The sequence below is a fragment of the Aeribacillus sp. FSL K6-3256 genome, from assembly GCF_037965805.1.
Lineage (GTDB): Bacteria > Bacillota > Bacilli > Bacillales > Aeribacillaceae > Aeribacillus > Aeribacillus composti.
This window is the reverse complement of the sequence record NZ_CP150188.1, coordinates 2790175-2805635: the sequence shown is the minus strand read 5'-3', so window position 1 is coordinate 2805635 and position 15461 is coordinate 2790175. Positions and strand designations below refer to the sequence as shown.

Sequence of the window (15461 nt, the reverse complement as noted above, 5' to 3'; positions counted from 1 at the left end):
TTAGAAATATCTAAAAAGTGGTCTTTCCATTTTGACGATTATCCATGTTGTTAAGGAGTGATAAAGGTTGTCATTAAGAGAAGAAGCATTACATATTCATAGTGTTCAGAAGGGAAAACTTGAAACAAAATCAAAAATTCCGGTACGAAATGCAAAAGATTTAAGTTTAGCATACTCTCCTGGAGTGGCTGAGCCGTGCAAGGCAATTTATGATGATAAAAGCAAAGTGTATGAGTATACGATGAAGGGGAATATGGTGGCGGTTGTCTCTGATGGAACAGCTGTTTTAGGGCTTGGAAACATCGGACCGGAGGCAGCTCTCCCTGTCATGGAAGGAAAAGCTGTTTTATTTAAAAGCTTTGCAGGTGTCGATGCGTTCCCTATTTGTATAGATACGACAGATGTGGAAAAAATTATTGAGACAGTAAAGCTTCTTGAGCCGACTTTTGGCGGCATAAACTTGGAAGATATTGCCGCACCAAATTGCTTCGAAATTGAAGAGCGTTTAAAAAAGGAAACGAACATTCCGATTTTCCATGACGATCAACACGGAACCGCCATTGTAACTGTCGCTGGTTTATTAAATGCGTTGAAGCTGGTCGGCAAAGAGATGTCAAATATTAAAGTTGTCGCAAACGGAGCAGGAGCGGCTGGAATAGCTATTATAAAATTATTATATCGCTATGGTGTTCGTGACATTATTTTGTGCGATTCAAAAGGAGCCATTTTCGATGGACGCCCTTACGGAATGAACAGCATAAAAGCTGAAGTGGCTAAATATACAAATCATGATCGCTTAGAGGGCTCTTTGGCCGATGTAATCGAAGGAGCGGATGTTTTTATCGGTGTGTCAGTCGCAGGAGCACTAACAAAAGAAATGGTAAAATTAATGGCGGATAATCCGATCATTTTCGCTATGGCCAATCCAGATCCGGAAATTATGCCTGACGATGCGAAAGAAGCTGGAGCAAAAGTCATTGGAACAGGACGTTCAGATTTCCCTAACCAGGTGAATAACGTTTTAGCATTTCCAGGGATTTTCCGTGGAGCATTGGATGTAAGAGCAACACATATAAATGAACAGATGAAAATGGCTGCTGCTGAAGCGATTGCTTCTCTTATTAAGGAAGATGAGCTTCGTCCTGATTATGTTATTCCGGCGCCGTTTGATCCAAGGGTTGCACCATGTGTTGCTGCAGCTGTTGCGAAAACGGCAATGGAAACAGGTGTTGCACGCATAAAAGTAGATCCGGAAGAAGTTGCGGAAAAAACAAGAAAGCTTGCTATTATTGGAAAATAAAAGCGGCTACAAATGGCGAAAGAATGAGAAACCTCTCTTCTCTGCTGTTGGGAGAAAGAAAAATATGATATATTTATAATATTTGAATACCTCTCAAAAGATATAGGAAGAAGATCCGGAAGATTTAAGATTGATTGAAGGTGTCATCCCTTGCAATGAAGACATTATTCAGCCAAAAAGGGAGGTTCTATTTTGATAAAAAACATTTTTTCAAAAAAGAAAAAATATGCATCGATCCCTTCCGGACATGCAAAATATGATGTTCCTGAAGGTATTATGACAAAATGTCCAAAATGTAAAAAGATTATGTACTCAAAAGAAATTGAAAAAAATTTAAAAGTGTGCAACAACTGCGGCTACCATTTTCAAATGGGAGCGAGAGAAAGAATTGCCAGCCTTTTAGATCATGGCAGCTTTTTAGAATATGACAGCGATATGCGTTCTGAAAACCCTCTTAATTTTGAAGGGTATTTAGAAAAGCTAGAAAAAGACAAAGAGAAAACGAAGCTAAATGAAGCTGTCGTGACAGGCGAAGGAACAATCGGCGGATTTCCAGTAGTGATTGCCGTTATGGATGCGAGTTTTCGCATGGGGAGCATGGGTTCGGTAGTTGGAGAAAAAATTACAAGGGCAATTGAAAAAGCGAAGAAAAAAAACATCCCCTTTATTATTTTCACAGCTTCAGGCGGTGCTCGTATGCAAGAAGGCGTCCTCAGTTTAATGCAGATGGCGAAAACTAGCGCTGCTTTAAAATTATTCAGCGATGAAGGCGGACTCATTATTTCGGTTATGACCCATCCGACTACAGGGGGAGTATCGGCTAGCTTCGCTTCTTTAGGTGACTACAATTTTGCCGAGCCTGGTGCATTAATCGGTTTTGCAGGGCGCAGAATCATAGAACAAACGATCAGAGAAGAGCTTCCGGAAGATTTCCAAACTGCTGAATTTCTGCTGAAGCATGGGCAGCTTGATTCTGTATTGCACCGCCACCAACTGCGGGATACGTTAATCAACCTCTTGGATATACACCAAGCAAAGGGGGATGTAGATTGGTAGGAGAACTGGAATTTGAAAAGCCGATTATAGAATTAAAGAAAAAAATTCATGAATTAAAGGAATTTACAAAAACAGCGGATGTAGATTTGTCGGCTGAAATTGAAAAGCTGGAAACAAGACTAAAAAATTTAGAAAAGGAAATATATGATCACCTCTCCCCGTGGAATCGCGTCCAAATCGCACGCCATCCGAATCGCCCTACAACGCTTGATTATATTGAGCTGTTGTTTGAAAATTTTTTCGAATGCCACGGAGACAGATATTTTGGTGATGACGAAGCGATTGTAGGAGGCGTTGCAAAATTTCATGGGATCCCTGTAACGGTAATCGGGCAGCAAAGAGGAAAAGATACGAAAGACAATATCCGAAGAAATTTTGGTATGCCGCATCCTGAAGGTTACCGTAAAGCATTGCGCCTTATGAAACAGGCGAATAAGTTTAACCGCCCTATTATTACATTTATCGATACAAAAGGAGCTTACCCAGGAAAAGCTGCAGAAGAGCGGGGACAAAGTGAAGCAATTGCCAGAAATTTGTTTGAAATGGCCGGTTTTTCTGTTCCAATTATATGTATTGTCATTGGAGAAGGGGGAAGCGGCGGCGCATTAGCATTAGGAGTAGGAAATCATATATATATGTTGGAAAATTCTACTTATTCAGTTATTTCTCCCGAAGGGGCTGCCGCCCTATTATGGAAGGATGCCGGCTTAGCTAAAAAAGCGGCAGAAACAATGAAGATCACTGCCCAAGATTTAAAAGAGCTTGGTGTCATTGATGATATCATTCCGGAAGTAAAAGGCGGGGCACATAGGGATGTCCAATTGCAAGCTAAACACATTGAACAGGCTTTAAAACGATCATTAAAAGAATTGACCAATATGAGCGGAGAAGAGCTGATCAGGCATCGGTACGAAAAATTTAAAAGTATTGGGGCCGTTATTGACGAACAAGTGACAAATACGCAGTAACGTGCGCTCCTTGATGGAGCCGCACGTTATTTTTTTATTTTTATCTTTCGCATCGCTTCTTTTTGTGTATAATAATAAAGAATTTAACTATTCTAAGCTTACTATGCTCAGCGATTATCAGATAATATGATCATTATTTTATGTAAGCTTTGTTTGAGCAGTCCAAGAGAGGTGAAATTATGAAAAAAATCGGCGTTTTAACGAGCGGCGGCGATTCTCCTGGTATGAACGCTGCAATTCGTGCCGTTGTCCGCAAAGGAATTTTTCATGGATTAGAAGTTTATGGAATTTATAATGGTTACTCAGGTCTTATTTCGGGAAAAATTCAAAAGCTTGAACTTGGTTCAGTAGGTGACATCATTCATCGCGGTGGAACGATGCTCTATACGGCACGGTGCGAAGAATTTAAAACAATCGAAGGACAAAAAAAAGGAATTGAACAATTGAAGAAATTCGGGATTGAAGGTCTTGTCGTTATTGGCGGAAACGGCTCCTACATGGGCGCAAAAAAGTTGACTGAACATGGATATCCATGCGTTGGGGTGCCGGGCACCATCGACAATGACATACCTGGAACTGACTATACGATCGGTTTTGATACAGCACTTAATACGGTGATACAAGCAATTGATAAAATTCGTGATACAGCTACCTCCCATGAGCGTACATACGTAATAGAAGTAATGGGTCGGGATGCCGGTGACATCGCTTTATGGTCCGGGCTTGCCGGAGGTGCGGAAACCATTTTAATTCCGGAAGCAGATTTCAAAATAGAGGAAATCATCGATCGATTAAAACGAGGCCATGAAAGAGGGAAAAAACATAGTATTATTATTGTCGCTGAAGGTGTGGGAAGCGGCGTCGAAATAGGCCAAAAGATCAAAGAGATGACAAACTTTGAAACGCGTGTTTCTGTATTAGGCCACATTCAACGCGGCGGATCGCCTACCGCATTTGATAGAGTATTGGCAAGCAGACTAGGCGCTTATGCGGTGGAACTGCTTCTTAATGGTAAAGGCGGACGATGTGTAGGCATCCAAAATAATCAGCTTGTGGATCATGACATTTTAGAAATTTTGGATCAGCCTCATACGGTTGACAAGTCAATGTACAAGCTTTCAAAAGAACTTTCTATATAAAGTATGAACATGGGATCGTTTTCATAATGTTTAGGAGGTATGCCAATTTATGCGAAAAACGAAAATTGTTTGTACAATAGGTCCTGCAAGCGAGAGCATCGAAATGTTGGAAAAACTAATTAAGGCCGGCATGAATGTGGCACGGCTCAATTTTTCGCATGGAGATCATGAGGAGCATAAAGCGAGAATTCAAAACATTCGGGAGGCAGCGAAGCGCTTGGGCAAAAGTGTTGCAATATTATTGGACACAAAAGGCCCTGAGATTCGAACGCATACAATGGAAAACGGGGAGATACAATTAGAAGCAGGATCACGCCTTCTTATTTCAATGGAAGAGGTTGTCGGCACGAAAGAAAAAATTTCGGTTACATATAAAGGATTAATCTATGATGTTTCCGTTGGTTCTAAAATATTGCTTGATGACGGATTAATTGGTTTAGAAGTTACAAAGATTGATAAAGAAAAACAGGAAATTGAAACGAAGGTATTAAACAGCGGAATTTTGAAAAATAAAAAAGGAGTCAATGTTCCTGGAGTTAGTGTCAATCTTCCTGGAATTACGGAGAAAGATGCAAAAGATATTTTGTTTGGCATTGAGCAGGGAGTCGATTTTATCGCTGCATCATTTGTTCGCCGCGCTTCCGATGTATTGGAAATTCGTCAACTGTTGGAGGAACACCAAGCTGACGATATTCAAATTATCCCGAAAATAGAAAATCAAGAAGGCGTTGACAATATTGATCAAATTTTGGAAGTTTCCGACGGGCTAATGGTTGCTCGAGGAGATTTAGGAGTAGAAATTCCCGCTGAAGATGTTCCGCTTGTCCAAAAGGAACTGATTCGCAAATGCAATCAATTAGGAAAACCTGTTATTACTGCTACTCAAATGCTTGATTCGATGCAGCGAAACCCAAGACCTACCCGGGCGGAAGCCAGCGATGTAGCAAACGCTATTTTTGATGGAACCGATGCAATTATGCTTTCAGGCGAGACAGCTGCCGGTTTATATCCGGTAGAAGCAGTGGAGACGATGCATAAAATTGCTTCCCGCGTTGAACAAGCTTTAGATTATCGCCAAGCCTTAACGAAACATACGAAAGTTGCTGATTCAACGATCACAAATGCAATTGGACAATCAGTAGCTTATACGGCGATTAATTTGGACGTTTCGGCCATTATCACGCCAACAGTCAGCGGCTATACGGCCAAAATGATTTCGAAATATCGGCCAAAAGCGCCGATTATTGCAGTAACATCCAGCAGTAAAGTATGCCGTAAGCTTGCCCTTGTATGGGGTGTGCATCCAACAATAGGACAAATTGCTACAACAACAGATGAAATGCTTGACATAGCTGTGCGTGAATCTATAAACACTGGAATTATTACACATGGAGATCGAGTGATTATTACAGCCGGAGTACCTGTAGGAGAAACAGGTTCCACAAATCTGATGAAAGTCCATGTTGTTGGCGATGTTTTAGGAAAAGGTCAAGGGATTGGACGAGCATCGGCATTTGGAAAGGTTATCGTTGCAAAGAATAGTAAAGAAGCTGTTGAGAAAATGGTGAAAGGTTCAATTCTCGTTACGAATGGGACCGACAAAGACATGATGGAAGCGATTGAAAAAGCAGCTGCACTTGTTACGGAAGAAGGCGGCTTAACGTGCCATGCGGCCGTAGTCGGTTTGAGCCTTGGCATTCCAGTCATTGTCGGGGTAGAAAATGCAACAGAAATTTTGAAGGATGGTATGGAAGTTACTGTGGATGCAATACAAGGGATGATATATAAAGGACATGCGAGCGTTCTATAATTTTGATTGAAAGGAGAAGGATTTCAGTTCCTTCTCTTTTTTTGTATAGTAAAGATTAAGAAACGAGTATTTTACATCTCTCTTTTGTATAGTAAAGAGTAGGGAACGGGTATTTTATATATGGAGGAGATAGCATATGCGAACATTATTGATTTTTTTTATTGTTGCACCGGCTTGTGAAATAGGGGTTTTGCTTTTATCTGGAAAGACGATCGGGGTGCTTCCGACTGTGCTATTGATTATCTTAACAGGCTTTGTTGGGGCTTATTTGGCGAAAAAACAAGGAATTCAGGCTGTGCGAAATCTTCAAAAGGAAATTCAATATGGGCGCATTCCAAGCAATGCCATTTTGGATGCAATGGCTATTTTAGTCGGAGGAATCATGCTATTGACGCCGGGATTTATTTCGGATATCGTCGGTTTGTTTCTTTTATTTCCAATCACAAGAAATTGGATAAAACCTTTTCTTATTCAATTCATAAAAAAATGGATTGATAAACATACGATCCATATTATTCGGCCATAATTCAATAAAAGATTTATTATGCTGAAATAAGTAATTCTTATTCAATTCTATAAGATTTTTTTATTAAAAAAAAGAATTCCGTAAAAAATATCTTATTTATCTGATTCACAAAAGTCTGATAATTGTTTATAATAGAGGTGTATTTTTTAATTCATATGTTTGGTGATCATTTCACTGATAAAAAATATTTCACAAAAGAAATGAAAGCATTTTCTTTTTGTGAAAAAATGAAAGTTTTATGAATTTTGTTTATTTCTATTTGAATTGCAGTTGAAAATTTTATGTAAAGGGGAGATAGCCATGACAGCAACGCGTGGACTAGAGGGCGTGGTAGCCACAACTTCATCAATAAGTTCTATTATTGATGATACATTGACATATGTTGGTTACAATATTGACGATTTAGCTCAAAACGCAAGCTTTGAAGAAGTTGTTTACCTGCTTTGGCATCGAAAGCTTCCGAATAAGGAGCAATTAGAGGAATTAAGAAAGCAGCTTGCTGAGAATGCGTCGATACCGAATGAAATATTAGAACATTTTAAAACTTATCCGATTGATAAAGTACATCCGATGGCAGCTTTGAGAACAGCTGTATCTTTGCTTGGATTGTATGACGAAGAAGCGGACAACATGTCTGATGAGGCAAATTATCGAAAAGCAATTCGATTGCAGGCGAAAATTTCTACAATTGTCGCTGCTTTTGCCCGCATCCGCAAAGGATTGGAGCCTGTTCAACCGAGAACAGATTTAGGCTTTGCCGCTAATTTCTTATATATGTTAAAAGGTGAAGAACCTGATCAAACTTCCATTGAAGCCTTCAACAAAGCGCTCGTCCTTCATGCAGACCATGAATTGAATGCTTCGACATTTACTGCAAGAGTATGTGTGGCAACGCTTTCGGACATTTATTCCGGAATTACTGCGGCAATTGGAGCATTGAAAGGACCGTTGCATGGCGGTGCGAACGAACGCGTTATGCGAATGTTAACAGAAATTGGTGAACCTGAAAATGTAGAATCTTACATTCGCGAAAAATTAGCAAACAAAGAAAAAATTATGGGATTTGGTCATCGAGTTTATCGCAAAGGGGATCCTCGTGCCAAACATTTAAAAGAAATGTCCCGCAGACTAACAGAAATCACCGGTGAAACGAAATGGTATGAAATGTCAACTAAAATTGAGGAAATCGTAACATCTGAAAAATCTTTACCGCCGAATGTTGATTTTTATTCAGCGTCTGTATACCATTGCTTAGGTATTGATCATGATTTATTTACGCCGATTTTTGCAATAAGCCGCACATCTGGATGGTTAGCCCATATTTTAGAGCAATATGAAAACAATCGATTGATTCGTCCTCGTGCGGAATATACAGGACCAGAAAAACAAGTATTTATCCCTATCGAAAAGCGCAGCTAACAGGTAAAATAGAAAAGGGATTCCTTTTTCTTCCCTGTTAAGCATGGCCATGCTTTTATACACAAATAGAGAATACATATTTAGGAGGTAATGATTGTGGCAGAAGGTCAAAAAATTACAATGACAAATGGTACTTTAAACGTTCCAAATGATCCTATAATTCCGTTTATTGAAGGAGACGGCACTGGTCCTGATATTTGGAGAGCTGCGTCAAAAGTGCTGGAAGCAGCTGTAGAAAAAGCATACAATGGCGAAAAGAAAATCGTTTGGAAAGAAGTGCTTGCTGGTGAAAAAGCTTTTAAAGAGACTGGGGAATGGCTTCCTCAAGAAACGCTTGATGTGATACGCGAGTATATGATTGCGATCAAAGGTCCGTTAACAACTCCTGTAGGTGGAGGAATCCGTTCTTTAAACGTTGCTCTTCGCCAAGAGCTGGATTTATTTGTGTGCTTAAGACCTGTCCGTTATTTCAATGGAGTTCCTTCCCCTGTAAAACGTCCTCAAGATACAGACATGGTAATTTTCCGTGAAAATACCGAAGACATCTATGCCGGCATAGAGTATGCAAAAGGGACAGAAGAAGTAAAAAAAGTCATTGAATTTTTACAAAAAGAGCTGGGAGTAAACAAAATCCGTTTCCCTGAAACGTCCGGAATCGGCATTAAGCCTATTTCTGAAGAAGGAACGAAACGGCTTGTCCGTGCGGCCATTAACTATGCAATTGAACACGGAAGAAAATCTGTCACCCTTGTTCATAAAGGGAACATTATGAAATTTACAGAAGGCGCGTTTAAAAATTGGGGATATGAATTGGCTGAGCAAGAGTTTGGCGATAAAGTATTCACATGGGCTGAGTATGACCGCATTGTTGAAAAAGAAGGAAAAGAAGCGGCTAACAAAGCGCAAGAAGAAGCAGAAAAAGCTGGAAAAATTATTATTAAAGATGCAATTGCAGATATTTTCCTACAGCAAATTCTTACTCGTCCGCGCGAGTTTGATGTAGTAGCAACGATGAATTTAAATGGAGACTACATTTCGGATGCTTTGGCTGCACAAGTAGGCGGAATCGGTATTGCTCCAGGAGCAAACATTAACTACGAGACAGGGCATGCGATTTTTGAAGCAACACACGGTACAGCACCAAAATACGCCGGACTTGATAAAGTGAATCCATCTTCCGTAATTCTTTCTGGAGTGCTTATGCTTGAACATTTAGGATGGAAAGAAGCAGCTGATTTAATCATTCAAGCAATGGAAAAAACGATCGCTTCAAAAGTTGTCACCTATGACTTTGCACGCCTCATGGACGGAGCTACGGAAGTAAAATGCTCTGAATTCGGCAATGAATTGATTAAAAACATGGGTTAAACAAAGAACTGAGAGCTGCTTCTTTACGAAGTAGCTCTCCATTTAGATTCATTTTTGAAAAATCACTTACATAAAAGAGAGGATGGATGCTTGAAATGGCGATTAAAAGAAAGAAAATTTCTGTCATTGGTGCTGGATTTACTGGTGCGACAACAGCTTTTTTGCTGGCAAAAAAAGAGCTGGGAGATGTTGTGCTCGTTGACATTCCGCAAGCAGAGAATCCGACAAAAGGGAAAGCGTTGGACATGCTTGAATCAAGCCCTGTTCTTGGATTTGATGCGAACATTATCGGAACATCAAACTATGAGGAAACGGCTGATTCCGATATTGTTGTGATCACGGCAGGAATTGCAAGAAAACCTGGAATGAGTCGAGACGATTTAGTGCAGACCAACCAAAAAGTAATGAAAAGCGTCACAAAAGAAGTTGTAAAATATTCCCCAAACTCCATTATCATTGTGCTGACAAATCCGGTTGATGCAATGACTTACACTGTTTATAAAGAATCCGGATTTCCAAAACACCGCGTCATCGGTCAATCTGGAGTTTTAGATACCGCAAGATTCCGCACATTTGTTGCTCAAGAATTGAATTTATCAGTCAAAGACATTACAGGATTTGTGTTAGGCGGCCACGGAGATGACATGGTGCCATTAGTTCGCTATTCATACGCAGGGGGCATTCCGTTAGAAAAATTAATTCCGAAAGAGCGATTGGATGCGATTGTTGAAAGAACTAGAAAAGGCGGGGGAGAAATTGTTAACCTGCTTGGAAACGGAAGCGCATACTACGCACCAGCCGCATCTCTTGTAGAAATGGTGGAAGCGATTGTTAAAGATCAGCGCCGCGTATTGCCTGCCATTGCATATTTAGAAGGAGAATACGGTTTTGAAGGTATTTATTTAGGCGTTCCAACAATTCTTGGAGGCAATGGCTTAGAGCAAATTATTGAGCTTGAACTGACGGATGAAGAAAAATCAGCTTTGGAAAAATCTGCGGAATCTGTAAGAAATGTTATGAAAGCATTAATATAGTGCATGATAGAAAAAGGAGGACATGTTATGTTCCTCCTTTTTCTTATAAAAGAAAAAAGAGAGCTTGCACAGAAAATTCGTCCGCTTTTTCAATTTCCGCTTCAAAACCGCTCCATCATGTTTCTATCGATTCTTTAAAATCTTCTGAAAGCAGCTTTTCTTGTATTGGTTCTTTCTGCTTCGTGGACTATAATAATAATAAAGAATAATAAGAACAGTAGGAGAAAATTATTGGAGGATTTTATGAGTAAAAAAATATTAGTAGTGGATGATGAACAATCGATTGTGACTCTTCTTCAGTATAATCTTGAACAAGCAGGCTATGAAGTCATTACTGCTCAGGATGGAAGCGAAGGATTTGAAAAAGCAATTACAGATGCACCGGATTTAATTGTGCTTGATTTAATGCTCCCGAGTATAGATGGTATGGAAATTTGTAAACAGCTTAGACAGCGCAAAGTGATGACGCCCATTTTAATGCTTACGGCAAAAGATGATGAATTTGATAAGGTGCTTGGGCTTGAGTTAGGTGCGGACGATTACATGACAAAACCGTTCAGTCCAAGAGAAATTATCGCTCGGGTAAAAGCAATCCTGCGGCGTGTCAGATCAGAAGATGCTCACATGCATGTAAAAAAAGAAGCGGAAGAAAACAACATTATTATCGGTGATTTAAAAATTATGCCTGAACGATATGAAGCTTATTTTGAACAAGAAAGACTTGACTTTACACCGAAAGAGTTTGAACTGCTTCTTTATCTTGCGAAACATAAAGGCCGAGTTTTGACAAGGGATCAGTTATTAAGCGCTGTTTGGAATTATGATTTTGCCGGTGATACAAGAATTGTGGATGTTCATATCAGCCATTTAAGAGAAAAAATTGAACGGAATACGAAAAAGCCTGAATATATTAAAACGATCAGAGGTCTAGGCTACAAACTGGAGGATCCAAAGCTAAATGAGTAAGTTCCGTTCAAAACTGCTTCTTGCGTTTACAGCATTAATTATTACTGTTCTGCTTGGTTTTGGATTTATTTTAGGACAATTATTTCAATCGTTTTACTTCATCAATTATGAGAAGCAATTTAAAAAAGAAGCCGAGTTGATCAAGCTGGTCATTGAGAATGAAAAGATAGGTTCTACCGAAATGAAGCATAAAATGGAGGAAATGAGCGAAAAATTAAACTCACTCCTTCTTTTTATGGATATGGACGGAAACATCGTTTTTAAAACAGGTCCTAGCTTTCATCAAAGCGACGAAAGATTATCAGAACTGATCTTGACCAACCACCGAAATGCAAAGGAAGGATTTCGCCTAGATCTCGATCAAGCTGATTTGTTATTTTACGGTATTCCCATCTTTCAACAAGATGAACGAAAGGGATTTTTAGTTTTCGGGACTTCCATCAAATATTTCGAAGCGATGAATAAAGAAATTTGGTTTTTCATTATAGGGAGTCTTATTGCGGCATTAACGATCATTTTAATTTTTGGCACCCGCATTATGAAGCAGTATACGAAACCGATCGAATCGGCGACAGAAGTGGCGATGGAGCTTGCAAAAGGAAATTACAAAGCGAGAACATATGAAAATTCATCAGGCGACGAAACGAGTATGTTGAGCAAATCCATCAACATTTTGGCACGCAACCTTCAAGACATGACAAGAACCCAGGAATTGCACCAGGAAAGGCTGCAAACATTGATTGAAAACATGGGAAGCGGTCTTCTTTTCATCGATGAACGTGGCTATATTAGCCTGATGAATAAAGCCTTTAAAGAAATTTTTCAAATTAATCAAGAGGATTATTTATATAAATCTTACCAAGAAGCGATCGCATATAAAGAAATTATTCAAATGGTCGAAGAAATTTTTTTGACGGAATCAAATATAAGAAAGCATATTATGCTTCCTGTTAACATCGAAAGAAAGCATTTTGAAGTTTACGGTGCTCCAATCATTGGAAAAAGCGAAGTATGGAAAGGCGTCGTTCTTGTTTTTCACGATATTACCGAATTGAAAAAGCTTGAACAAATACGAAAAGATTTTGTAGCAAATGTATCTCATGAATTAAAAACACCGATCACCTCCATCAAAGGGTTTTCTGAAACATTGCTGGATGGCGCCATGAAAGATGAACAAACATTGCATTTTTTTTTATCCATCATTTTAAAAGAAAGCGAACGAATGCAATCTTTAATTCAAGATTTATTAGATTTATCAAAAATCGAGCAGCAGGGCTTTCAGCTGGAGCTTAGAAAATGCAATGTAAACGAGTTTTTAAAAGAAATTCATCATTTGCTAGATAGAAAAGCGAAAGAAAAAAATATTGATTTTATATTGGATGTTCCAGACGAGCCTGTTTTTATTGAAGGCGATCCTCATCGGCTGAAGCAAATTTTTATAAACTTAGCCAGCAACGGAATTATGTATACGCCAGCTGGCGGAAAAGTGACCCTTTCTGTTAAGGCTGGACATGATGAAGTAGCCATTTCTGTTCAAGACACCGGAATTGGAATTAGAGAAGAGGAAATTCCTAGAATTTTTGAGCGTTTTTATAGAGTTGATAAAGCTAGAAGCAGAAACTCAGGTGGAACTGGTTTAGGGCTTGCGATCGTAAAACATTTAGTAGAAGCCCACCAAGCAAATTTGACAGTCAAAAGCACCGTTGGTGTTGGAACGACTTTTACTGTGACTTTTCAAAGATACAATGAATAGTTTAACATAAGATTTACATCCAATTTATGCTAAGTTAACATTTGATTGTTAAAATGGCATTCGAAAACCCCTTCATCCAAGGAGCCCATTTGCAGATGGAAACAATTACGTTTCCGTCTTTTTTTTTATGGCTGCGTTTTTTAAATGAAACAAAATCGTACTTTTTTCGTATGAAATAATAAATAGAGAGAGATGGGGGGATATAATGGTAAGCATAAGAAGATTATTAACAATTATTGGATTTATTTTTCTGATCAGCATTCTCGGTCTTGCTGCGATTACTTCCTGGTATACTGTAGACGAGTCGGAACAAGCGGTTATTACTACATTTGGAAAAGTGGAAGAGGGTATAACTGAGCCTGGGCTTCATTTTAAATGGCCATGGCCGATTCAATCGGTAAAAAAACTATCCAAAGAAACATTCAGTTTACAATTTGGATATAAAGAGAAAGATGGAAAAGTTGAGTCTTTTCCGAAGGAAACAAAAATGATTACAGGCGATGAAAACATTGTGTTAGCAGATATGGTCGTTCAATGGAAAATAACGAATCCGGCAAAATATTTGTTCAATGCTGAAAATCCAAAGGAAATTTTGCGGGATGCAACATCTGCTTCGTTAAGAAGCATTATTGGAAGTTCAAAAATTGACAATGCTTTAACGAGCGGAAAAGTGGAAATTGAAGCTCAAGTGCAAGAATTATTAAGCTCGTTGATGAAAAAGTATGATATTGGCATTTCAATCATTGCGGTCAAATTGCAGGATGTTGATTTGCCGAACGAAGAAGTTCGAAAGGCGTTTACAAACGTTACGGATGCAAGAGAAATGATGAATACGAAAATAAACGAAGCCAATAAATATAGGAATAAACGAACAAAAGAGGCAGAAGGAGAGCGCGATGCAATCATCTCCAAAGCTGAAGGTGACAGAGCGTCCAGAATTGAACAAGCGAAAGGGGAAGTCGCACTATTTAATTCTTTATACAATGAATACAAAAATTCAAAAGAAATCACAGAAAAACGTCTAATTTTAGAAACGATAGACAGCGTGCTGCCAAATGCGCAAATTTACATTATGAAGGATGATGGAAATACAATGAAGTATTTTCCTGTTCAGCCTATGCAGCAAGTGCTGCCTAATGATCAGCAAAGTCAGCAAAAAGCTGATCAATCGAGCGAGAACACGCAAAAAAGAGGTGAAAACAATGGACAAGAATGAAAAGAAAATTAATTTTGAATGGAAGAAATACATACGCCTAGGGTCTGTTATAGCCGGTTTATTTGCGTGTTTGCTATTTTTATTCAGCAACGTTTTTGTTGTGAAAGAAAATGAATATAAAGTCGTTCGCCAATTTGGCGAAGTTGTAAAAATTATAGAGAAGCCTGGCCTCCATTTAAAAATTCCTTTCATACAAACAGTTGAAAGTCTTCCAAAGCATCAATTAACGTATGATGTGGAGGAAGCGGAAATCAATACAAAGGATAAAAAACGAATATTAATTGACAACTATGCGGTTTGGAGAATCGAAGATCCGAAAGAAATGATCGCCAATGCAAGAACAGTTGTCAATGCAGAGGCAAAAATGTCGGAATTTATCTTTTCCACTGTGAGATCGGAGCTTGGAAAACTGAATTATGATGAAATTATTAATGATGAAAAGTCTTCCCGCGGGAGCCTGAATGACAAAATCACAAATATTGTTAATAACCTGCTTGAACAAAATCATTTCGGCATTAAGGTGGTTGATGTAAGAATTAAACGGACGGATTTGCCGGAAGCAAATGAAAAATCGGTATTTACTAGGATGATATCAGAGCGGGAATCAAAAGCCCAAGAATATTTATCGATGGGGGATGCAGAAAAAAATCGAATTGTTGCTGAAACGGACAGACAAGTAAAAGAAATGCTGGCAAAAGCTGAAGCTCAAGCTGAAACCATCCGCGGTCATGGAGAGGCGGAGGCGGCGAAGCTCTATAACCAGGCTTATTCAAAAGATCCTAAATTTTATGAATTATATAGAACACTTCAATCCTACAAGAAAACAATCGACGGTGAAACAGTCATCGTTCTCCCGTTCGATTCTCCATACGCCAAAATATTAATGGGAGAAACAGAATAAAATCG

Annotated in this window: 13 protein-coding genes; all 13 read left to right on the top strand. The window is 39.0% G+C overall.

What is annotated here, in order from left to right; translation table 11 throughout:
* Positions 1-67: 67 nt before the first annotated feature.
* The 13 genes from NSQ84_RS13510 (at position 68) to NSQ84_RS13450 (ending at position 15456) form a co-directional block, all read left to right on the top strand.
* Positions 68-1300: a malic enzyme-like NAD(P)-binding protein gene (locus NSQ84_RS13510; protein ID WP_066247817.1), complete on the top strand. Its 1233-nt coding sequence runs from the start codon at positions 68-70 to the stop codon at positions 1298-1300.
* Between the two features lie 192 nt (positions 1301-1492).
* Positions 1493-2356: an acetyl-CoA carboxylase, carboxyltransferase subunit beta gene (accD, locus tag NSQ84_RS13505; RefSeq protein WP_066247816.1), complete on the top strand. Its 864-nt coding sequence runs from the start codon at positions 1493-1495 to the stop codon at positions 2354-2356.
* Positions 2350-3324, top strand: a complete 975-nt coding sequence (accA, locus tag NSQ84_RS13500) for an acetyl-CoA carboxylase carboxyl transferase subunit alpha (protein WP_063387396.1) — start codon at positions 2350-2352, stop codon at positions 3322-3324. The genes accD and accA overlap by 7 nt, the downstream gene beginning before the upstream one ends.
* Positions 3325-3503: 179 nt before the next feature.
* On the top strand, positions 3504-4463 hold the full coding sequence (gene pfkA / locus NSQ84_RS13495) for a 6-phosphofructokinase (RefSeq protein WP_063387397.1): 960 nt from the start codon (positions 3504-3506) through the stop codon (positions 4461-4463).
* Between the two features lie 49 nt (positions 4464-4512).
* Positions 4513-6273, top strand: a complete 1761-nt coding sequence (gene pyk / locus NSQ84_RS13490) for a pyruvate kinase (protein WP_339211982.1) — start codon at positions 4513-4515, stop codon at positions 6271-6273.
* A gap of 136 nt (positions 6274-6409) precedes the next feature.
* Positions 6410-6799 carry an FxsA family protein gene (locus tag NSQ84_RS13485; protein ID WP_339211980.1) on the top strand — a complete coding sequence of 130 codons (390 nt, stop codon included), beginning with the start codon at positions 6410-6412 and terminating at the stop codon, positions 6797-6799.
* Positions 6800-7099: 300 nt separating this feature from the next.
* Positions 7100-8218, top strand: a complete 1119-nt coding sequence (gene citZ / locus NSQ84_RS13480; RefSeq protein WP_063387400.1) for a citrate synthase — start codon at positions 7100-7102, stop codon at positions 8216-8218.
* A gap of 96 nt (positions 8219-8314) precedes the next feature.
* Positions 8315-9586 carry an NADP-dependent isocitrate dehydrogenase gene (gene icd, locus NSQ84_RS13475; protein ID WP_066247811.1) on the top strand — a complete coding sequence of 424 codons (1272 nt, stop codon included), beginning with the start codon at positions 8315-8317 and terminating at the stop codon, positions 9584-9586.
* 95 nt (positions 9587-9681) lie between these two features.
* A complete protein-coding gene (gene mdh, locus NSQ84_RS13470; protein WP_094246539.1) occupies positions 9682-10620 on the top strand; it encodes a malate dehydrogenase in 939 nt (312 codons plus the stop codon).
* A gap of 243 nt (positions 10621-10863) precedes the next feature.
* Positions 10864-11586: a response regulator transcription factor gene (locus tag NSQ84_RS13465; protein WP_063387489.1), complete on the top strand. Its 723-nt coding sequence runs from the start codon at positions 10864-10866 to the stop codon at positions 11584-11586.
* Entirely contained in the window at positions 11579-13339 is a 1761-nt protein-coding gene (locus tag NSQ84_RS13460; protein ID WP_066247809.1) for an ATP-binding protein, read from the top strand. The genes NSQ84_RS13465 and NSQ84_RS13460 overlap by 8 nt, the downstream gene beginning before the upstream one ends.
* Before the next feature lie 205 nt (positions 13340-13544).
* Positions 13545-14555, top strand: a complete 1011-nt coding sequence (gene hflK, locus NSQ84_RS13455; protein WP_094246330.1) for an FtsH protease activity modulator HflK — start codon at positions 13545-13547, stop codon at positions 14553-14555.
* The gene (locus NSQ84_RS13450; protein ID WP_063387405.1) at positions 14542-15456 is read left to right on the top strand and encodes a protease modulator HflC; all 915 of its coding nucleotides are present in this window, start codon (positions 14542-14544) and stop codon (positions 15454-15456) included. The genes hflK and NSQ84_RS13450 overlap by 14 nt, the downstream gene beginning before the upstream one ends.
* Positions 15457-15461 lie beyond the last annotated feature (5 nt).